Raw genomic sequence first — 21775 nt, forward strand, 5'->3', positions numbered from 1 at the left:
GATAAAGACCTCCCTGTTATTTTTTATGCGGTTGGCTAGACCTGCATTTATTGTAACAGGGATTTTTTTTCGACTAAAGTCAAAACCGTCGATTCCGCCGGCTAAGCCGGTGGTTTATTTCGAACAGTTAAAAGAAAAAGAAATGTGCCTGTGCAATTTATATACAGACACATTTCTTACTTGATTTCAATGTAAATCCATATTGATTTCAATGAGATTTCCATCAATATCCATTTCTATGACAAGGTATTGTATATCACTTATTTTCACCGAGAAATTGTCACCTAATGTTAAGCTTGGTGTAGAAATATCAACTTCAAAATCCATTGACGCCAAATTGGTTGCTGCATTGGCTGTAACCATGTTGGACAATTCAGAAATAGCACTTTGAGCCATTTCATCAAATGTTGCAACAGGCAGCCCCATCATCATGGTCGATGCTATTTTGCAGGCAGCTTCTGTCGTCATATTATAAGCAACATTACCACGAACACTTTTGGTAAAACCAACTAACACGGTAACACCCAGGCTCGGCATTGCTTTTTCTCTAGTAGATAATTTACCGCGTGTGATTGTTAGGAAACCAAGCTGCGGCAATACTGTTGTAATGGCATTGATAAAAGGGTTTACGAATTTCACATCCATTCGTCTTGCCTCCCTGCAAATCCAATACTCATTTCCAGATCACCAATCCGTGTTTTGGCGGTGATTTTAAACGATTTCAGCTTTGTATTTAAAATACGGATTTTATTGCCGCTTATCATCCCTGGGGGAGCAATTCGAATTTCGTTATCTTTTAATAAATCATTCAATTTTGAAATATAATTTCCCATAAGAATGTTAGCGGCTTCCTCGAAGGCATCTTGAGCCTCCTCATCAGATAAGTCTTCCTCATCACTAAGATTTAATACCAAACGAGCAAATTCAATCATTGTTATATCCGTGGCATAGATAATCATACGACCGGAAGGATTCCCCGTTAAACCAATGATAATTCCAGTTCCAGTAACGTCAAAGTCGACATCTCGAGTTTCTTCAAACATCATTTTACCCTGCAAACCAGATAATTTAAAAAGTTCGCGTTGGAAAATCTTCACCAGCGGTTTGATATAAGATTCTTCTAAAATAGTATGTAGGTTCATTTCATTTTGATAGAGCAATAATAATGTATCAATGAACTCATTAGGATCGACTGGCTTTTGCAAAAAAGAACGGATACCAGCAGCACGCCCTTTTATCATAAGAGAAACATCTTTCATCGCACTAATCATGAGTATTTTAGCGTTGGGGTCGAGTTTTAAAATATGACGACTCGTTTCGATACCATCTCTATCTGGTAAATTCATATCCATTGTAATGATGTCGGGTTTGTGTATCTGGTATTTTTCAACAGCTTCTTTACTATCTTTTGCATAGCCGCAAACCTTAAAATTGGTTTTTTCTAGCATTTTTGTTAACATCATATAACTAACTTTTGAATCATCAACAATTAAAACACGAACTTCTTTCAAAATTAAGCACCTCTCTTATCTTACTGTTTTATAATGAATTATTATCCTTTTTGTAAAGAAAAACCTGCCTGTTTGCAAAAAATATTCTTATTGTTTAAAAAATTATAGAAAAAAATAGTATGATATATTCTACCATTAAGCAGCAAAAAGAGCGACAAGATTTATCAAATCCTATCGCTCTTTTTATTTTTTTAAATGCTCAGTACTATTCATGAGTTCAATGCTTCGCTCTAAACCATTGTAAGTAAGGATATTAACCGCTGTATTATCTTGCCGAATTGACCATATGTAACGCAGAGGCATATGTAACGCTTCAGCGAGAATTGTACGGTTTACTGCCCCATGTGCAGCAATCACAATCGTTTGATCGGGGTGATCCTCACAAATAGAAAGGACTGCCTTGGTCGCGCGTTGCTGAAGCTGAGCAAAAGATTCTCCTCCTGGTATTTGAGCTGTATCGGGATTTGCAAAAAAGTGCTGCATCATGCCGCCCCATTTGGCGTTGATTTGATCATAGTTCAAACCTTCCCAATCACCAAAATTCATCTCACGCAATGCCGTTTTGCTTTGAACGGGTAGCTTAAATTGTGCAGCAATGCACGTAGCTGTTTTATGGGCACGTTTTAAATCACTTGAATAAATGGCATCAATTTTAGCTAAAGGAAAATTTTGGGCGAGACGCTCCGCCTGCTCAATCCCCGTTTCAGATAATTCTATATCAGACTGCCCCTGGTATTTGCCTAATGCATTCCATATCGTTTGTCCATGGCGGATTAAAATAAGTTTTGTCAAAATACATCACCTTTTCTTATTATTTGTTGCAGCGCATTCAGTAAAATACAATTATCCTGATGTGTTTTTACCGCAATACGAATATACTGATTCGTAAGCCCTGGATAATTGCTGCAATCGCGAATTAAAATATGATTTTCTAACAATTTTGCCCGTAAGGTCGCTGCTGTAAAATTTGTGCTTGCCAAATTGAGCAAAATAAAATTCACGCTTGGTCGATAAACTTGTAAAAATTTAATTTTACAAAGTTCTTCATACAGAAAACAAATTTCTTTATCTAAAAATTCTTGTGTATCTTTTTTATACGAAAGATTTGCTAGTCCCGCTACTCCCGCTTTTTGGGCTAGATGATTAACATTCCATGGGTCTTTCCCCAAATCAATTTGCGCGACAAGCTGAGGGTTTGTTATCGCAAAACCAAGCCGTAGCCCCGGAATCGCATAAAACTTTGTCAAAGACTGCAAAACCAACAAATTATCATATTTTTGGACAAGATGCCGACAGGTATAAAGTTCGACATCACTACGAAAATCAATAAAGGATTCATCGATAACCACAAAACAATGTTCTTTTTTTGCCGCAGCAATACATCGTTCAAGTTCATCAACCAATAAAAGATTCCCCGTTGGATTATTGGGATTACCTAAAAACAGAAGATCGACATCTTTTAGTTTTGCTAAAAGCAAGTTCCAATCTAACGTAAAGTTCAGCGCTGGACTTAAATAAAAATAAGAAATAGCCGCGCCACTAGCAACGGCTGCACGTTCATATTCGCTAAAAGATGGCACTGGCAGCAGTACTTTTTGGGGCTTAAGAATGTGGCTTAAAACATAGAGCAGTTCTACGGCACCATTTCCTAGCGTGATGGTATCAATCGCAATTTGATATTCTTTCGCAATCGCTGTTTTTAATTCCCGCCCATTGGGATCTGGGTAATGGATCAGCTGTTTAATCTGTGATTGGATTGTCCTAATTGTTGCTTCAGACATACCTAAAGGATTGATGTTTGCACTAAAATCAATAATTTGCTTCGTTTCTCCATCAGCCGCAAAATCATGAATATTGCCACCATGTTCAAATTTCTTTAAAGAATCCATTCTGCTCCTCCTCAATCAGACAGCCACCTGAGATCAAGTGGACCGTTTTTAAATAACATGCATTTGGTACCGCTTTTTGAATTTCTTCAAGAATGGCTTGCAGCGGCACGATTGTTTCTGTTTTAAATAAAAGACCGATTACAGTTCCGCTATGGGCGGTATTAACACCAATCGCCCCAAATTGTAGAGAAATTCGAATAATTTCCGACAACTGACTTTTACATAAAATCATCTGATTTGCCAACGCGCTGATTGTGGCAGCCTGACCAATTAAGTCAACTTTGCGATTATGCAGACCTTCTAATAATAAGGCTAAGGCTTCCTTTATTTGTGGTTCATTGTGGGCATTTAGTTTTAATAAATCTTTCCGCTGATGGAAAAATAACGTATCGACTAAACCGCCCGTATCGAACATAAGAATCGAAATAGGTGGTATCCACTTAAATTGTTCATGACAAAAACCAGTGACTTGATTCATTTGGACAAGACCCTTAAAAAAAATGCCATCTGTTGGCTCAATGGATACGGCAATGCTTGCAATTTCACGTTCCGTAAGTTTCTTTCCTAAAGACACAGCCGCCCCTTGACATACAGCAGCAATATCCGCACTGCTTGAGGCCATCCCTTTACTAGGAATTAAATCTGAATGCAAGGTCATTTGATACGGATATGACTTTACATGAAATTTTTGCAATACTTTCACTAAAGCGAGCTGCGATTTTTCCCCGAGCCCTATAAGCGGCCCATTCTGCTCTTCGATAAGAACCGTCGAATATTGATTGATTGGACATGTAATTAAAAAAGGTTTGCCGCTTTTTGTTCCTTGAAGCAGTTCCCCACAGGATCCGGGGACTTTTACACGTATTACCATACATATCTCCTACTATAAAATCTGTACCACAAGTACAAAAATACATAAAACTAATAATTCACTAAGTTCCGTAAGTGCCCCGTAAACATCGCCCGTTAGACCACCAAGAATTTTGGTACAATACCGACCAAATAAAAGGGCAAAGATAAAAACACCTACCATACTAATTATAGCAGAAAAACCACATGGAAGAATAAAAACAAATGTAAAAATAGCGGCATAAAACAGGGATTTCTTATTTGCATAGACAGCAAAGGCTTTACCCATTCCTTCCGGACGAGCATAGGGAAACAATGTAATGCCGATTACCATTGCCATACGAGCGATAATCGGCATTACAAATAATGCAACAATTAACTGACCACCAGACATATCCAAAAGCAGAGACCATTTCGTAAGCATAAATAACACAAAAGCCATCACTGCATTTGAGCCGACACAACTATCTTTCATGATTTCCAGCATCCGCTCACGTTCTCGTCCCGAAAAAATACCATCCATTGTATCCATGAACCCATCACAATGCAGACCGCCTGTTAATATAACAGATAAAATCAATAACAGTGAAGCTGTCAGGTGCGCTGGCAGATAGATATTAAAAACGGGTAATAAAACCAAGAAAACATAGGCGGCGGCAGCTAAAATCAAACCTAAAACAGCACCAATCAACGGGAAAAATTTAACACTTTTGCCAAAATATTCGGCACTCCATTCACTTTGCTGTCGAAGCTTTATTCGTGTTAAAAATTGCAAGCCAATAAAAAATGCATTCATAAAATCTGTCCTCCAATCATCCATACAACAAATGCTAAAAGAAGAAATAATATACTAACTCCATACATCATTTGAATTGTTTTTGTTATGTGTTTTGGTTGTAATTCCTCTTGCTTATTTCCCATATAGGCACGAAAAGATGCACTGCCAAAATAATAATTCAAACCACCCAAACGAATGTTCAGGGCACCAGCTACCGTTGCTTCACTGTAGCCTCCATTCGGGCTCGGATGTTTTTTCGCATCACGGCGCATCATCTGAAATGCATTTTTCCAATTCATCTGCAAAATATATGCAACTATAATCAATAAAATCGCGGTGATTCGCGCGGGAATAAAATTCAATACATCATCCAGACGTGCTGCCGCACAGCCAAAATGTAAATATTTTTCATTTTTATACCCAAGCATAGAGTCCATAGTATTTACGGTCCGATATAAAATTGCGAATGGTAGACCACCTAATAAAAAATAAAAAAAGGGAGAAATAATACCATCAACAATATTTTCTGCCACTGTTTCCACCGTCGCACGCGTAATATCAGGTACATTTAAATTTTGTGTATCACGACCTACGATCCAGCCAACTTTGAATCGGGCATTTTTTAAATCTTCCGCCAACAAATAATTTCGAATTTCAAGGCCAGCTTCCGCCAAACTACGCGGTGAAATCGTAAAACTGAGTAAAAGAGCATTTATTCCCATGAGAACTAAGCTATATGGACCAAATAGAAAACCAGCAGCGGTAAGTAAAAGATCACTTACCATATAAACAATTCCTAAACTACACACAACCATTACGATACCATTATAGAATTGTTTTTTTGCGCAATGGTTGTGCTTCAGTAAAAACTTTTCTAAAAACGAAATTAAGCTGCCAATTAGAACGACTGGATGAAACTTGGAGCGTGGATCGCCAAAAATACTATCGATAAAAAAAGCTGACCAAGCTATTAATAAGGTATTCATTGTTTTGTCGCCATAATTTCTTTCAGTAAATCCATGTTTAAATTCTTGCGTACGGTATCGGCTAAGCGATCATAGCTATCTTGCTTGGCACGGGCGGTATTGACTGTATTTTCTATAGGAGTAAGACCTTTGCGGACACGGATGGCATTTAAAATAGAACGGCGGTATAAATCATTATCAAAAATTCCGTGAATATAACTGCCCATGACCAGACCATCAGAGCGAACATATCCATCTAAATCATGTGCTTTTGTCTCAGAACGTTCTGTAATGATAAAAGGATTCGTAAAACCCTCCTGCAAAAATTCGGTACGTCCCATATGGATTTCATAGCCATGGAGATCGCTTGCGACAATGGTCGTATCGAGAAATTGAAACCCAGGACACTCAGCTACGACCTGTGTAGTCAGTTTTTCCGGAATAAATGTCGTTTCAATAGGCAATAAATCAAGTCCGACAATAGAATCCAAAGTAGATTCGGTATGATGTGGATCATAAATTGCCTTTCCGAGCATTTGATAACCACCACAAATACCAATGAGTGGTGTACCCTGGGCAATCAACATTTTTATGTTTGCTTCAATACCACTTTGACGCAGATATAATAAATCTTCTGTTGTATTTTTGCTGCCCGGTAACAAGATCAAATCTGGATTTCCTAAAGAATCCCCGGCTTGCACATAATAAAGTGAGACATCCGCTTCTTTTTCCAGACAGTCAAAATCGGTGAAGTTTGAAATTTTTGGCGTGCGGATAACAGCAATCTTAAGTTCACCATTTGAAGCCGTATGTATTTTCTCTTCGAGTGATACAGAGTCTTCATCATCAATTCCTAAATGATCGAGATATGGTATGACACCTAATACTGGTTTACCCGTTTTCTGTTCGAGAAAATCAATCGCTGGCTCTAGCAGTGTAATATCACCGCGAAATTTATTAATGATAAGTCCTTTCACAAGGGCCCGTTCTTCTTCATCAAGTAATTCTAATGTGCCAACAAGTGATGCCAGCGCGCCGCCACGATCAATATCAGCAATAAGTAAGACCGGTGCATTTAAAAGTTTAGCTACCCGCATGTTGACAATGTCATTGGCTTTTAGATTGACTTCAGCCGGACTTCCTGCCCCTTCAATGACAATCGTTTCATATTCCTTGCTAAGTTCTTTTAAAGCTTCTTTAACTACTGAAAATGCTTTTAAAGAATAACCGGTATGATATTCTTTGGCGGACATATTCCCAATCGGTTTGCCCATGAGAACAACCTGCGAACAAGAGTTCCCCGTGGGCTTTAAAAGCACTGGATTCATATTGACGATTGGTTCGAGACCAGCAGCTTCGGCTTGCGCAACTTGAGCGCGCCCCATTTCTTCACCCGTTTTTGTTACATAAGAATTTAAAGCCATATTTTGTGCTTTAAAAGGAACCACTTTAATGCCATCTTGATAAAAAATTCGGCACAAAGCTGTCGTTAAAATACTTTTCCCAACGTGAGAGCTGGTTCCTTGCAGCATAATGTGATTTGTCATATTCGTTCCTCCAACTTTACTGCGAGTTTTTTTATATCAACGGGAATTCCGCTAACTACAAGATATACACAGTCCGCAGCTTTTGCCATCATTTGATTACTTAGACCCGCAAGATCGCGATAAGCTCTGGCTAGAACATTTTCCGGTACAATTCCCATCCCCACTTCATTTGTAACAAAAATCACTTGCGCTGCACTTTTTTTGCTATAGTGAATGAGTTTTTCTATGTATTCTTTTACATAAGTAAATTGATCCTCCATCTTTTGCGGGCAATCTTTCGCGCATAAAAGATTGCTCAGATATAAGGTTAGGCAATCAAACAAAATCAGATCAGACTGCAGGGAGGCTTGTTCGATGGCTTGTTCGGCATCATAAGGTGCTTCATAGGTTACCCAATTTGCTGGACGACGCTCGCGATGCAGTTTTATCCGATATTTCATTTCTGAATCATAAATTTGGGCGGTGGCGATATATGATATTTTTTTGCCATAGGTCATAGCATATTTTTCAGCGAAAGAACTTTTCCCGCTTCTGGCACCACCCGTTACTAAAATAATCTTCCCCACCTACAAAACCTCCCGATGCGTTCTAGAAATTTTAAAGTCGAGACATTTTTTTATAAAACACGCCGCGGCTTTTGTATTGCCGGCAAAATGAATATGCAAATATGACCCTGTGATATTATCTTTTGCATAACCTGATTTGTAGGTCATATTATTGCGTGTTTTCGTAAATTCAAATGCCCACGGAAAATCCACGACCTTGTTTTCTGGCAATACCATCGAAGAAAAATGAAATTCATGACCTTGTAAGATACTGTTTTTCTCACAAATCATGGTATCTTGCAGTGCTTTTGCCTCGATATAACCAACCGTCTGTAATTTATCGTTCATTTTGCAGCTTGCTGGAATAAGACCCAGCATGGCAAACGATTTACCTGTAAAATCGATGATCTCTTTTGTCAAATACATAAAACCACCGCATTCAGCATAAATTGGCAGCCCCTGCTTTGCTGCGTGAATCAGTGACTGCTGCATGGACGAATTTGCTATCAATTGATCCACAAACATTTCAGGAAAGCCCCCACCGATGATTAAACCATCCGCTGGGGGTATTTCTTTATCTTGCAGTGGGCTAAAAAAGATAATTTGTGCTCCCATACTTTCCAGTACCGCCAAACTCTCTGGATAATAAAATGAAAAAGCCTCATCTTTGGCTACGGCAATCCGTAAAGAATATGGTGCACTACGAACCGTGTCTTCAATTTTCTTTAAACTGGGTGCTTTTTGGGCAATTTCATACAAACGTTTTACATCAACTTGTTCGGCAATGGTCTCGCCAATTATTTTCACCGTGGCCACGGCATTTGTTTCACCAATCGGCGTTAAACCTAAATGACGTTCCGGCATTTTCATTTCTTCCTTGCGATAAATGGCACCGAGTACGGGAATATCGAGTCGCTGTAATGCATCTGTAATCATTCTTTTATGGTTTTCGGAACCGAGTCGATTTAAAATAACACCAGCAAAATCAACATCAGGATCGTACAATTTAAATCCCAGGGCAATTGCTGCTGCACTATCGCCCATGGACTTCACATCAATAACTAAAACCACTGGTGCCTGCAGCTGTTTGGCGAGTGCTGCGGTTGAACTGATTCCTTTGCGCCCACCGTCATAAAGCCCCATAACACCTTCAATAATAGCAATGTCCGACTTTTGGGCCGTTTTATAAAAAATAGAATTTATTTTCCCGGTTGGTACAAGCCATGTATCAAGATTATGACCTGACTTACCGCTGGCTAGTTCATGATAGCCAGGATCAATATAGTCAGGACCGATTTTATAAGATTGGACATCATAGCCAAGTTTCGCTAAAGCAAATAAAACACCGGTAACAATGGTTGTTTTGCCAGAGCCGCTTTGTGTAGCAGCAATGACAATACGCGGAATTTTTTTCTCTGCCATAAAAACGCCTTCTTTATCGTTTGTTATCTAATATATACATAATTGCATTCACGACAGATACAGCAATTGGACTGCCGCCCTTTGTGCCAGCAACGGTAATATAAGGTACCAGAGAACGTTTCATTAGCTGTTCTTTGGATTCTGCTGCCCCGACAAAACCAACGGGAATACCGATAATAACAGCTGGACGAATGGAAGTTGTTTCCATTAGATGCAGTACTTCATAAAGTGCTGTTGGTGCATTGCCAATTGCGACAATGGCACCATCGAGTTTTTCACCAAACTGACGCATTGCTGCCATGGACCGCGTAATACCTTCTGTTTTGGCAGTTTTAGCAACTTCGGGACTCGCAATCAAGCATTCTACCATACCGCCAAAGGAAGCCAGCTTTTTTTTATTAATACCAGTCCGAACCATTTCGACATCGGTATAAATATTGCAGCCTTTTTTTAAGGCGTTTTTTGCCATTTCAATTGCTTGTGGATGAATTCGAATAACCGAGGAATACTCTACATCTCCGGCTGCATGAATCATCCGAGAATAGACTTTGATTGCCTCTTCATTTAAATTCAAGTTTTTTAAATAGGGAGCAATGATTTCCATACTACGTGTTTCAATCCCCATTGGGTCTGTCATAAATTCCATTTCATCATCCCTCATTCTATATCATCTTTTTTATTAAGTTTAAGACTTCATCATAGGTTGCAGCCGAAGTCTTATAGTCAATCGCGGGGCGGTCAATCATGACAATTGGCAGATCCATTTTGATAGCTGCTGTTATTTTTGTATCTGTGCCACCGATTTTTCCACTATTTTTTGTTACAATGACTTCAGCTCGATATTTTTTATATAGTTCGATATTTAGTTCATGGGAAAAGGGCCCCTGCATTGCGATAATATCTTTTGCCAAAAAGCCAAGTTCCATGCACTCCGTTAAGACTTGTGCATCTGGCAATACACGAGCAATTAAATGATGTTTTTCTAAGTAAGGACTTTGTTTGAATGTCTTCAAATTACGGCTGCCTGTTGTCAGAAAAATAGTTGCACCTAGCAAAGCCGACTGTTTGGCGGCTGCTTGATAATCATCGACTAAATGTAACTTATCATAAACGGGCATTGATAAAGCTGGTCGCTCATAACGGATATAGGGTATGTTCATTTTTTGGCAACCAAGAATTGCATTTTTGGTAACATTCACAGCATAAGGATGACTGGCGTCGACAAGAAGATTAATTTTCTTGTCGATGATGAATTGCTCCAGCTCTAGCAAATCAAGTGGTTTATCATTGATTTGTAGTTGTGTTTCAGCGAGAAGCTGTTTTCCGTATTCGCTTACGACGGAAGCAATCACAGGATACTTTGCTTGGATTAGTTCCTGTACCAGTTCTCTGCCATCTTGCGTGCCAGCTAAAACGAAAATCATAGGTGATAGCCTCTTGGTGTAATCATAAAGTTATCCGCCACATAGGTATTACTATTGCCAATGACGACTAAGGAAAACATATTAATTTCTTCTTTTGTGAAATTTTCCAAAGTAGAAATAACAGCATTTTCTTCTAGACGAGAAGCACTGTTGACAATTCCGACTGGTGTTTGTGGTGATTTATATTTCAGCATGATTTCACGAATTTCTTCAATGTTTTGCACGCGTTTTTTACTTTTGGGATTATACAGGGCAATTACAAAATCTCCCTGGGCCGCAAGGTCGGCGCGTTTTTTAATTAAATCCCAAGGTGTGAGCAAATCACTCAAACTAATGACAACAAAATCATGCATCAGCGGCGCACCTAAAATAGCGGCAGAGGCATTGACGGCACTAATCCCTGGAATGATTTTAACTTCCGGTCTTTGCTCTTTCGGCAGTTTTAGCAAAAGTTCCAAAACAAGTCCAGCCATGCCATAAATTCCCGCATCACCACTGGATACAACGGCTACAGTTTTCCCCGCTGCCGCATGATCAACAGCGATTTGGCAGCGATCGATTTCTTGCATCATAGCTGTTCCAATAACCTGTTTGTCTTTGATAAGATCTTCAATTAACTTAATATATGTATTATACCCCACCACAATATCAGCTTTTTGAATTGTTTCCAAGGCTTTTGGCGTCATATCCTCTAAACTTCCTGGTCCAATACCGACTACACTTATTTTTCCCATGCAATTGCCACCGTCACTTTCGTTAATTTTGTTTTATGAAGCAGAATTTTTTTTGATTGACTGGCAATGAGTACGGCTGCTTCACATACATTACCAATGCCAATTTGTTTTGTTACAAATGGAGAAATATCTAAGTTATATAGATCGATCATATGCTGCATCGGCACGTTTTCATAAAAATATAAAGGTACCGATAATGTTTTACTGGCAGCGATAAGACCTTGTTCATCTTTTTTAACTACCGTACTGGCAATACAAGCAATATCATGCATAGATTTTCCTATTTTCTCACAAGCACTCTGTATAGCTTGCAAAATTTCCGTTTGGGTTGTATCACGTCTGCAGCCAATACCAATCACTAGTTTCCGTGGTTTCAAAAACAACAGCCCCGCACCACTCGGAATATTAACTTGTTCGGTTAGGATAACACTTGATCTGCTAAAGCAAGTAGCTGCTTTTAGTTCCATTAATTTTGCATCTATTTGGCAGGCTTGGAGTTTTTTTATATAATAGGGTGCATTCGTCAGGGCCTGGTCGATAAAAAAGTCCACGGGATTCCCTTGAACGATTTCCGCATTGATATATTTTAAATGATCAAATGGTTCCATGCTCAAATTTAAGCTTTCTGCCAACAAATCAACCGCTATTTTTTCATTGACGTCGGTTGCTGTCGTAATAACTGGATCTGCACCTAAAAACAAAGCTAAATTTTTCGTTAAAGCATTTGCCCCACCAATATGACCCGATAATAAACTAATTACATGCTGTGCCTTTTCATCGAGTACAAGCACTGCTGGATCGGAACGTTTATCGATGATAAATGGTGCAAGTGTTCGTACGACAATTCCTGTAGCCATAATAAAAATCAAAGCATCATAAGAATGAAATGTATCCTTTAAACAGTTTGATAAAGAGTCATAGTCATGAAAATTCAACCTAGACAGTGTGTCATAGCGTCCTTTTTTCACAAAAAGGTCATAGTCAAATTGGCAGGCAATTTGATCCGCAAGTTTGGCACCACTTTGTGTAACAGCGAAGACGGCGGTTTTCATTTTGCATCACGATACATATGGCTAAATTCCGGCGCATATAATCTGGACAATTCATAATCCGTATCCAGACAGCGGCTGACTACGATCATTGCTGTGCGTGTTATATCTTGATCTTTTAATTCTTCCACAATGGTCGCTAAGGTGGCACGAATGATTTTCTCTTCCGGCCAGGAAGCTTTTTGTACTATAGCAATTGGTGTTGTTGAGTCATACCCACCGGCAATCAGTTCCTTCACGACATCATCTAACATGTGAACGCTTAAAAAAATACACATTGTTGCCCCATGCGCTGCGAGACTTGCCAATTTCTCCTTTTCCGGTACAGGCGTTCGTCCTTCATTACGGGTAATGATAACGGTCTGTGAAATCCCCGGCAGCGTGTATTCTTGTTTAAGTGCGGCTGCGGTAGCCAAAAAAGAACTGACACCAGGAATCACGGTATATTCAATTTGGCGGCGCTTTAACTCATCCATTTGTTCTTGGATTGCACCATAAATACTCGGGTCACCTGTATGTAGTCGTACCACCATTGCACCGATTTTAACCGCTTGTTCAATGGTTTCAATAACTTCCGGCAAGGTCATCGAAGCACTATTATATATTTTTGCCCCTTGTTTTGCTAAAGCCAATAAGGCAGGATTGACTAAAGAGCCAGCATAGATGATCACATCTGCCGTCTGTAATAATTTCTGACCTTTTACCGTAATGAGCTCAGGGTCTCCTGGACCTGCGCCAACAATAAATACTTGCATGCTATAATCCTCCTAAAATTTGCTGTTTTTTTGACATGTAATAATATGTATCGGATTCAAGGCCTGCGCCATATCATATGGGCCGACTTTGTTCAGTCTTGTTACCTGAACTTGAATTGCATCATAGGTATAGGAACTGCGTTGCTTCATATATGCGATGCTTTCATAAAGTGTTTGGATTGTAATACAATTTAAAATCAACCGTCCGTCTGGTTTCAAAAGGCTGTCACAACGATTTAAAATTTCAACTAAATACTTGCCGCTTCCACCAATAAAGATGACATCACAAGGGGGAATTTCACTCAATGCTTGTGGTGCAGCTCCTTCAATTGCGGTGAGATTTTCTACCGCAAATTTAGTCGCGTTTTTATGAATGAGTTCGATTCCTTCGGCCTTTTGTTCAACCGCAAAAACTTTACCTTGCTCTGCCAATAAAGCCGCTTCTATCGAAAGTGACCCCGTACCGGCACCAATGTCCAAAATCGTATCGGTTCTTTTAATCTTAGCTTTCGTTAAGGTTAATATTCGTATTTCTTGTTTTGTCATGGGAATATTCCCGCGAATAAATTCATCATCCGCTATACCAATCATATGTGTCATGCTGTCACCACCATAATGCAGTGTGAAAATTCTTTTGTTTGCACTGCGTTTTCTAATGTTGTTTCAATGATTTCTTCATTTTCATAGGATAATCTGGCACATAAATAGGCTTTTGTTGTCCGCGGCCAATTATGTCGTAATAAAAGTTCAGCAATCGTTTTTGAGGTATAGATTGTATCAGTTAAAATGCCTAAAATAGCACCTTCCGTAAAGTACAGCGAGTGTTCATCGGGCTTCCTCCCATGTAAACTTAAAAGCCGAGCGGCTTGCCATGGCAGAGCCAACCGGGCAAAAGCTAGCTGCATGGAACTGATTCCCGGGATCACTTGCAGCTTTTTTAAGGGGAAAGATCGTCTGAGTGCTGCCAACAGTGAATAATAACCAGGATCACCGGATACCATTACCACCACATCCTGTTTATAAAGCTGGGCCTGTATAAAAGAAATTACGGAGGGAATATCCCCTGTAATAATTTTGCTGGTAATGTCAGGAGCAGCTAATGTTTCTAAAGCACGTTTACTGCCAACTAGAACCTTAGCGTTATCAATGTGTTGTTTGGCTATCGGCACAATATATTCAGGTGCACCAGGACCGATACCAACAATAATTATTTTATAGTCCATCCTAAATCCTTTCCAATCTCCTTAGCCATAGCATCCATACCAAGAAGTTCACCATTTAATGTAATCAGAACCGTACCAACCGCCACCTCATTAAAAAGATACCGTTGGGCTCTCAAACTAGCTCGCTGTGCTAAAATATCGTAGAGCCCTTTTACATTGTAATTTTCAATGATCGAAATCGCAGCTTCGGTGGTCGTACTGGCCAAAACTTCGGCAATACCAACCGCCGGCAGTCCTAAAGCACCGGCATAGGCAGCAAGTGTTTCCAGTCTGGCATCGGCAATGCGATTATGGGTGTAAAAAATACCAGCGGCAACTTTGATTAATTTACCTAAATGACCAAATAGTAAAACGTGTTTTATTTTTTGTTGTGCAGCCACTTCCAGCATATGACCAATAAAATTACTGGTTTGAATCAGTGCTTCAGCGGGCAGATGACAATTTTCCAGAGCGATCTTTTCGCCTATTTTTCCTGGAACAAACACAAGACTGTCATAACCTAATGCTTTCGCGACACTGATCTGAGGTGATAAAGAGTTTTTGAAGCCATCTTCTGACATTGGCCGAACAATACCGGTTGTTCCAATAATGGATAAACCACCTTCAATACCTAGAACGGGATTCAATGTTCGCTTTGCCAGCTCTATACCATCTGGTATAGAAATTGTAATATCACAGCCTGTCTGCTCCCCTAAAATCTCACGGACCACCATTTGAATCATTTCCCGTGGCCCAAGATTAATCGATGGTTCCCCTACTGGTATTGATAAACCTGGTTTGGTCACGGTGCCAATACCCAATCCGGCAAAAAACCGTATCGTTGAGGATTCTCGGTTTATCTGAACTTGTGTAAAAACAGAAGCCCCATGCGTGATATCCGGATCATCACCAGCATCTTTGATGACTTCTGCTTTCGCGCCGCCAACCGTAAATTCAACAGTGGCAATCGGAACATGGATTGTTTCACCACTCAATGCCATAATGGTAACGTTTGATACAGTTTCACCCTGCAAGGCCAGCAAGGCCGCTTTTGTACCAGCGGCTGCACAAGCTCCTGTAGTAAAACCATTTTTCATTCTTTTTTCCAAAATAAAAACCCCCTGTCAAAAGGCAGAGGGTAACAAACTATATTTAATTAGTATTATTACCACCTGCCCATCGTCCGTAGGTCATATAGAATACATTACTGTATTCTTCATAACGGTGTTGCTGAACAGGCAGGTCTCCTGGCTAAAATCATTATGCTTTAAATCCTTCCCAAGGAAAGTTCCTCAGTGGCATTTATCAAAGCACTCCTTAATACAGTGGCGGGACCGCACCAGTATCACACTGGATTTCCCTATTAAGTAAAAATACACCTGTTCCATTATTATTCAATATTTTTAAATTACGAACCCAATACTTATTTATTCCCTGTAAAGGACATAAATCCTGCTTTTTATTCAGGGTTTATCGTTGTTTCTTCTTTACTTTTCAAAATGATTTGATTGTTTATTGTTTTTAACAGAATAAATTGAGTTTTTATGGATTCTGGGATTTTTTTATAATCAATATCACGAAGCACAAAATATGCCTGAGGATCTTTTTGCAAAATCATATTGAAATCTGGAATAGATGTCGGTGAAAAATATAATTCATTTCCATATACATTGCCATAAAAAGCAAAACCAGGTCTCAAAAATTTTGATATATATATGGGACTGTAAGAGTCATAAACCGGCATAAATTCTTTCACGGTTTCTGCGGATGAAAATTTCGGTGCAACCGCCGGAAAAACATAACCAAAAATGACAGCTGAAATACCAATCATACCTAAAATATGAATGCAAAAAGCATTTTTAATTTGATGATTCCATAAGAAATATGCCGTAAAGATCCCCATAAAACCAAGCACAAAACTAAGTAGAAACACTCCCATCGACAATTCTGGTAAGGTTTCCAACCCCTGGAATGCACCATATATGGCACCAGCTGTTAAGATAAAAATAATACTACCCCAAATATATTGGCGTTTTGCATAATAATACCCATCCCAAATCTGATCAATATGCCAGGCAACTAATATAGCAATGGCCGGATACATTGGTAAAATATAAGAAACTAGTTTTGTTTGAGCAACCGAAAAAAACAGAAACACAAAACCAGCCCATATATTCAAAAAAATAATTTCTTGAGACTGTTTATGCCCATTCACTATAGAATGATATACCGATTGTACAAGCAAAGCACTCCAAGGGAAAAATCCAATAAGCAGTACAGGAATATAATACCACCACCAAGTTTGGGTTGGATGTTCCGGCGAGGCAAAGCGCGTAAGATTATGGAAACCGAAAAATGTGTCGATAAAATCATTTCCATGCAAGTGGTACATCATACCATACCACGGTAAACAAACAAGAAAAATTAGTAATAAACCAGAAAACACTTTCATGTTACGTAAAACCGATAAATTACGGGTAATAACAAGATAGATCGCGGCAATGACCGCTGGCATAAAGCCAATAGGACCTTTTGTTAAAATAGCGAGTCCCATGAAAAGGTAAAAGATATAATATCGCCTTGTCATAAAACTAAGCAGCGATACAGTCATACAAAGTGTCAATGTAATATCCGTTACAGCCGCTTTACTCAAATAAAAATATTCGATACTTGTAGCTAAAATAAGCGCACTCAGCATAGCGGTACGATTATTGAATAATTTTCGAACAAAAAGATAAACGGAACTTAAACATACAATTGACAGCAAGGCGGACGGCAAGCGTGCGGCAAATTCACCACTGCCAAATATATGTGAAGCCGCAGCCACCAGCCAATAATACATTGGTGGTTTATCATACCAAAATTCACCATAAATACGAGGTGAAATAAAGTCATGATTCAAAAACATTTCTTTCGCAGTTTCTGCATAAACAGGTTCATCTGGATCTAATAAAGGAATGCCCCCCAAATTAAAAAAAATAATGATACTGGAAATTACAAGCAAAATAAAAAAGTCACAATATCCATTTTTAGTCATTTTTTCCTCCCAAAACACGTAAAATGTTTAAATACTTCGCTTTCCTATCGTGTAAGTTTACTGCTCAGAAAATCACGACCGAAAACTTTAATCATATAATAGAACCCGATCACAAAAGGAATATATTCCGCAATGATCCGCCAGGAAACAGCAACGATACCAACCGTTCCCGAGGGAACAAGATCGCCAAAGAGCAATATAAAACCACCTTCTGCAATACCAGATCCTCCCGGAGTAGGAGAAAAATATAAGAGAAGATTAAGAAAAACCATGCGGCCCATTATAATATACCAATTAGCTTCTACGCCAAGTCCCATAAGCAAAAAAGGAACTACGCTATAAATTGCCAGAAGACTAAGTCCAGATTCTAAAAAAATCCTACACATACTCAGTGGTGCCGATAACAACAATAAAACAGCTGCCTTTATATCATGATAAAAAGCAAATAGTTTTTTCCGACGACACCGGTTGATCCTTTTTGCTGTTTTTAAAACAATAAAATCCAAGAAATTTGTTTTGATTGCCCAAACGATAAAAACAATACCGCTTATAATGCAAATTGACAAGACGATCAATCCACTATCTGATATCCATGGCAAAATATTTGGATCATACCAAAAGATCACAGGCATACTAAGAAACAAAAATAAAATGGAAACCAGTAATCTTACAACCACTAAAATTGTGGCTTTGCCACTAGGAACTCCCGCGTGCCGCAAAAATATGAACTGTGCGATAGAGCCACCGCTGCCGGCCGGAGTTAAAAGTGCCAAAAAATAATTTCCAAATACAACCTGTACTGCCTGCGACAAGGTGATATTCTCATTGGAAATTCTAACTAGATGCATTAAACGAGTACCATCTAATAAAAGTCCCACACTAACGGCACAAATAGCAAGCATCACGGACCACGGTTGAAAGGAATCCAAATTACGTAAGGTATGAATATCAACTGTAAAATAAATAACGCTGCCAGATATGAGCAATACGGTGACAAGCATGATAAGTAGTTTTTTGTAAAATTTATGTTGACGAACATTACTCATGTAATAACTCCTTAAATGAAATCAAATTTACATGATTGTCTTTAATAGATTGTAAGACTACCGGCGATACAAGTGCTTGATATTCATCAGTCCAATGATACTGCCACCCATATTGCAGATCTAAAAGCTTAGAATTAAGACCTGGATGCATCATGATTTCGGATGTTCCTTCGGGCAGTGCTTTTAGGATACGCAGCACATATGCTTCAGACATATGCCCACCTGCCAGCATGCCAAAAAAATGATCCGGACCATTCAGATCATTTTTACGTATTTTCTGCCGTGCCAAAGAAGCTAAAAAAGTTAACCCGCATTTACCAAGGATTCTTTTATAATCCGTTTGGTAACCACCAGAAAAAAAGTAAGATTCTTCAGGAATACGCATTTTTTTTATATGATATTGTTTGGCAAGCGCTAGACAAATATTCGTTATTTTAGGTAAAACATGTAAATGCTGATGACTATCTAAATGGGTAATCGCAATTCCAGTCGAACGGATATGCTCAATTTGAGCTGTGAATTCTGCAGCTACTTCATCTAAATCAATAGCTCCCATGACATATTTTTTTATGAAAACCGTATAATCTTTAAAGAAAAAACCATCTTTATCCACCAGTGATTTAACCTTCGCTGGATTAAGCAGGGGTTTTTCTGCAACTAAAGTCAAATGCACCCCGATACCAAGCGATGGATTTTTCAGACTTAAATCGACGGCTTCCGTAAATGCATTTCCTGTTGGCATCAAAGAAGTACTCGTTAAGCATCCTTTCTGATGCGCTTGGACAATGGCTTGATTGATATTCGTATGCAAGCCAAAATCATCTGCATTGATAATTAAATTTCTCATAAAATTTCCCAGCCTTATTGTTCAACAAATTCGACATGACTTGCATAGGCACTGTGATTATGGATCGACTCATAATTTTCACATTCAATTGAAAACCAAGATACACCTTTAATCTGCCTTAATGCAATGACTAAGTCTCGCAAAATATCTTCGACAAATTTTGGATTTTCATAGGCAGTTTCTGTCACGTATTTTTCATCTTCTCTTTTAAGCAATGGATAAATTGGGCAAGAAGCCTGTTGTTCCATAATCGCTGCTAAATCTTCAATGGATATTGACTGCTGATCGTTGCCAAATTTTACTTTCACACGCATTAACCCCCGTTGGTTATGCGCTCCATACTTTGAAATTTCTTTACTGCAGGGACATAATGACGTAAAGGGAACATTTACAGCCATCGTAAACTCAATATGATCACCTTGAATTTTATTAGCAATAAACGAACAATCTAAATCCAAAACAGATTGACGTTTGCTGACAGGAGCTATTTTATCAATAAAATATTTGAAGTTAATTTTCAAATAAGCGGACTGTGCATCTAATTTTGCTAATGCTTCATCTAGTATTTGATTCATCTCTTGACTGCCAATCGGTTTCTTACTCCATTCACTGAGAATTTCTAAGAAACGACTCATATGAGTGCCTTTATATTCCATCGGTAAATCAACCGTAAATTTTATTTTAGCCAATACCGATTGAAATGACGAATCTTTTGTTTTTATAAAAAAAGGCAAATGAACATCATTGATACCAACTTTTTGAATTGCTATGCCTCGTTCATCGAAACGGCTTTGTACATCCTTCAAAATCTTCACTCCTAATTAGAGATAGGTCACAGGATCTTTGATTCCAGCCTCTTCAAAGCCTCTCAAACGGAGCTTACAGCTATCACAAATCCCACACGCATTTTCCCCCTCATTATAACAGCTGCGTGTCAAATGTAAAGGCGCCTGTAGTTTATTACCCAATAAAACAATATCTTTTTTGGATAAATCCAGTAAAGGTGTCTCTATTTTTATTTTTTTATGATCGGCGGCAGTAGCTTTTGTAGCATAATCCGATAAATCTTGAAATTTTTGAATGAATTCGGGACGGCAATCTGGATAACCAGAATAATCGACTGCATTAACACCAATATAAATATAAGGTGCATCAAGTACCTCAGCATAGCCCAGCGCATAACTTAGAAAAATTAAGTTTCTAGCTGGTACATAGGTTACTGGAATATCCTTGCGCGTCACATCACCGCTTGGAACATCAATCGTTGTATCTGTTAAAGCACTGCCCCCGATTTGATTCATATTCGTATCGATAATCAAATGTTTTTTGACATCAAAAAATGCAGAAACTTTTTTTGCACTTTCCAATTCAATACGATGCCTCTGGTGATAATCAAAACTAATTGGATATACATCCAACCCTTTATTTTTTGCAACAGCCATACAGACTGTTGAATCTAATCCGCCTGAAAGTAAAACAACAGCTTTCATTGATCTTATTCCCCCTAGTGATTATCCTATCATGTTTATTTTTGTTTTAAGTCTGAAATCATTTGTTTCATATCGTCAGCATTGTAAATTGCTGAACCAGCAACTAAAATATTAGCACCAGCTTCAATAACTTGTTTTGCCGTGATCAGATTGATACCACCATCTACTTCGATATCAATATTAAATTCATTCGTATCGATAATGTCACGCAGGCGTTCAATTTTATCTAAAATGGACGGAATGAATTTCTGTCCACCAAAGCCTGGATTTACAGTCATCAATAAAACCATATCTAAATCTGGTAAAACTTCTTCAATGAAAGCGAGTGATGTGCCAGGATTCAAAGCAATAGCAGCTTTGATATTGTGTTCTTTAATTCTTTGAACAATTCGATGCATATGTTTTGCTGCTTCCACGTGAAATGTAATGATATCAGCCCCCGCCTTAGCAAATGCATCAATTTGATTTTCTGGATTTTCGACCATAAGATGTACATCAAATGGTGCTTTTGTGGTTTTACGCAAAGCTGCGACCACTGGCGAACCTAACGTAATATTAGGTACAAATTGACCATCCATAACATCTATATGAACAAGATCGGCTCCTGCAGTAACTACGGTATTGATTTCCTCCCCCAATTTGGAAAAATCAGCGGAAAGAATCGAAGGTGCAATTTTTATCATAT

Annotated in this window: 25 protein-coding genes and 1 riboswitch; of the genes, 1 reads left to right on the forward strand and 24 read right to left on the reverse strand. The window is 38.6% G+C overall.

What is annotated here, in order from left to right; translation table 11 throughout:
• A partial coding sequence (locus F606_RS23485) for a hypothetical protein (RefSeq protein WP_033368356.1) occupies positions 1–184 on the forward strand: 184 nt, incomplete at its 5' end.
• Positions 185–186: 2 nt separating this feature from the next.
• Here F606_RS23485 and F606_RS0111900 read toward each other — a convergent pair.
• The 24 genes from F606_RS0111900 to rpe all read right to left on the reverse strand — a co-directional run bounded on the left by F606_RS0111900 (position 187) and on the right by rpe (position 21773).
• Positions 187–645 carry a chemotaxis protein CheX gene (locus tag F606_RS0111900; protein ID WP_019554118.1) on the reverse strand — a complete coding sequence of 153 codons (459 nt, stop codon included), beginning with the start codon at positions 643–645 and terminating at the stop codon, positions 187–189.
• Positions 636–1511 carry a response regulator gene (locus F606_RS0111905; protein ID WP_019554119.1) on the reverse strand — a complete coding sequence of 292 codons (876 nt, stop codon included), beginning with the start codon at positions 1509–1511 and terminating at the stop codon, positions 636–638. The genes F606_RS0111900 and F606_RS0111905 overlap by 10 nt, the downstream gene beginning before the upstream one ends.
• Before the next feature lie 183 nt (positions 1512–1694).
• Positions 1695–2303, reverse strand: coding sequence for an alpha-ribazole phosphatase (gene cobC, locus F606_RS0111910; protein ID WP_019554120.1), 609 nt, complete (start codon positions 2301–2303; stop codon positions 1695–1697).
• Positions 2300–3400 carry a threonine-phosphate decarboxylase CobD gene (gene cobD / locus F606_RS0111915; RefSeq protein WP_019554121.1) on the reverse strand — a complete coding sequence of 367 codons (1101 nt, stop codon included), beginning with the start codon at positions 3398–3400 and terminating at the stop codon, positions 2300–2302. Before cobD ends, cobC begins: the two co-directional genes overlap by 4 nt.
• Positions 3378–4271, reverse strand: coding sequence for a GHMP family kinase ATP-binding protein (locus F606_RS0111920; RefSeq protein ID WP_019554122.1), 894 nt, complete (start codon positions 4269–4271; stop codon positions 3378–3380). The genes cobD and F606_RS0111920 overlap by 23 nt, the downstream gene beginning before the upstream one ends.
• Positions 4272–4283: 12 nt before the next feature.
• Complete coding sequence (gene cobS, locus F606_RS0111925; protein ID WP_019554123.1) at positions 4284–5045, reverse strand: adenosylcobinamide-GDP ribazoletransferase; 762 nt, start codon at positions 5043–5045, stop codon at positions 4284–4286.
• Positions 5042–6013: an adenosylcobinamide-phosphate synthase CbiB gene (cbiB, locus tag F606_RS0111930; protein WP_019554124.1), complete on the reverse strand. Its 972-nt coding sequence runs from the start codon at positions 6011–6013 to the stop codon at positions 5042–5044. The genes cobS and cbiB overlap by 4 nt, the downstream gene beginning before the upstream one ends.
• Positions 6010–7539: a cobyric acid synthase gene (locus tag F606_RS0111935; protein WP_019554125.1), complete on the reverse strand. Its 1530-nt coding sequence runs from the start codon at positions 7537–7539 to the stop codon at positions 6010–6012. The genes cbiB and F606_RS0111935 overlap by 4 nt, the downstream gene beginning before the upstream one ends.
• On the reverse strand, positions 7536–8105 hold the full coding sequence (gene cobU / locus F606_RS0111940) for a bifunctional adenosylcobinamide kinase/adenosylcobinamide-phosphate guanylyltransferase (RefSeq protein ID WP_019554126.1): 570 nt from the start codon (positions 8103–8105) through the stop codon (positions 7536–7538). Before cobU ends, F606_RS0111935 begins: the two co-directional genes overlap by 4 nt.
• Positions 8106–9506, reverse strand: coding sequence for a cobyrinic acid a,c-diamide synthase CobB (locus F606_RS0111945; RefSeq protein WP_019554127.1), 1401 nt, complete (start codon positions 9504–9506; stop codon positions 8106–8108).
• A 13-nt stretch (positions 9507–9519) separates the two neighbouring features.
• Positions 9520–10152 (reverse strand): precorrin-8X methylmutase, encoded by a 633-nt coding sequence (locus tag F606_RS0111950; protein WP_019554128.1) that lies wholly within the window; start codon positions 10150–10152, stop codon positions 9520–9522.
• A 16-nt stretch (positions 10153–10168) separates the two neighbouring features.
• Positions 10169–10930, reverse strand: a complete 762-nt coding sequence (locus F606_RS0111955) for a cobalt-precorrin-6A reductase (protein ID WP_019554129.1) — start codon at positions 10928–10930, stop codon at positions 10169–10171.
• Positions 10927–11664, reverse strand: a complete 738-nt coding sequence (cobJ, locus tag F606_RS0111960) for a precorrin-3B C(17)-methyltransferase (RefSeq protein WP_019554130.1) — start codon at positions 11662–11664, stop codon at positions 10927–10929. The genes F606_RS0111955 and cobJ overlap by 4 nt, the downstream gene beginning before the upstream one ends.
• A complete protein-coding gene (locus F606_RS0111965) occupies positions 11652–12716 on the reverse strand; it encodes a cobalt-precorrin 5A hydrolase (RefSeq protein ID WP_019554131.1) in 1065 nt (354 codons plus the stop codon). Before F606_RS0111965 ends, cobJ begins: the two co-directional genes overlap by 13 nt.
• Positions 12713–13468 (reverse strand): precorrin-4 C(11)-methyltransferase, encoded by a 756-nt coding sequence (cobM, locus tag F606_RS0111970; protein WP_019554132.1) that lies wholly within the window; start codon positions 13466–13468, stop codon positions 12713–12715. The genes F606_RS0111965 and cobM overlap by 4 nt, the downstream gene beginning before the upstream one ends.
• A gap of 12 nt (positions 13469–13480) precedes the next feature.
• On the reverse strand, positions 13481–14068 hold the full coding sequence (gene cbiT / locus F606_RS0111975) for a precorrin-6Y C5,15-methyltransferase (decarboxylating) subunit CbiT (RefSeq protein ID WP_019554133.1): 588 nt from the start codon (positions 14066–14068) through the stop codon (positions 13481–13483).
• On the reverse strand, positions 14065–14691 hold the full coding sequence (cbiE, locus tag F606_RS0111980; RefSeq protein ID WP_019554134.1) for a precorrin-6y C5,15-methyltransferase (decarboxylating) subunit CbiE: 627 nt from the start codon (positions 14689–14691) through the stop codon (positions 14065–14067). Before cbiE ends, cbiT begins: the two co-directional genes overlap by 4 nt.
• On the reverse strand, positions 14676–15779 hold the full coding sequence (gene cbiD, locus F606_RS0111985) for a cobalt-precorrin-5B (C(1))-methyltransferase CbiD (protein WP_019554135.1): 1104 nt from the start codon (positions 15777–15779) through the stop codon (positions 14676–14678). Before cbiD ends, cbiE begins: the two co-directional genes overlap by 16 nt.
• A 111-nt stretch (positions 15780–15890) precedes the next feature.
• A riboswitch (cobalamin riboswitch) is annotated at positions 15891–16068 on the reverse strand.
• Between the two features lie 61 nt (positions 16069–16129).
• Positions 16130–17707 carry an ArnT family glycosyltransferase gene (locus F606_RS0111990; protein ID WP_019554136.1) on the reverse strand — a complete coding sequence of 526 codons (1578 nt, stop codon included), beginning with the start codon at positions 17705–17707 and terminating at the stop codon, positions 16130–16132.
• Between the two features lie 44 nt (positions 17708–17751).
• On the reverse strand, positions 17752–18753 hold the full coding sequence (locus F606_RS0111995; RefSeq protein ID WP_019554137.1) for a lysylphosphatidylglycerol synthase transmembrane domain-containing protein: 1002 nt from the start codon (positions 18751–18753) through the stop codon (positions 17752–17754).
• Positions 18746–19600: a ChbG/HpnK family deacetylase gene (locus tag F606_RS0112000; RefSeq protein WP_019554138.1), complete on the reverse strand. Its 855-nt coding sequence runs from the start codon at positions 19598–19600 to the stop codon at positions 18746–18748. Before F606_RS0112000 ends, F606_RS0111995 begins: the two co-directional genes overlap by 8 nt.
• A gap of 14 nt (positions 19601–19614) precedes the next feature.
• Positions 19615–20406, reverse strand: coding sequence for a GTP cyclohydrolase FolE2 (folE2, locus tag F606_RS0112005; RefSeq protein ID WP_019554139.1), 792 nt, complete (start codon positions 20404–20406; stop codon positions 19615–19617).
• 15 nt (positions 20407–20421) lie between these two features.
• Positions 20422–21090, reverse strand: a complete 669-nt coding sequence (queC, locus tag F606_RS0112010) for a 7-cyano-7-deazaguanine synthase QueC (RefSeq protein ID WP_019554140.1) — start codon at positions 21088–21090, stop codon at positions 20422–20424.
• 35 nt (positions 21091–21125) lie between these two features.
• Complete coding sequence (gene rpe / locus F606_RS0112015; RefSeq protein WP_019554141.1) at positions 21126–21773, reverse strand: ribulose-phosphate 3-epimerase; 648 nt, start codon at positions 21771–21773, stop codon at positions 21126–21128.
• Positions 21774–21775 lie beyond the last annotated feature (2 nt).

The sequence above is a fragment of the Propionispira raffinosivorans DSM 20765 genome (assembly GCF_000381065.1).
GTDB classification, from domain to species: Bacteria; Bacillota; Negativicutes; order Selenomonadales; family Selenomonadaceae; genus Propionispira; species Propionispira raffinosivorans.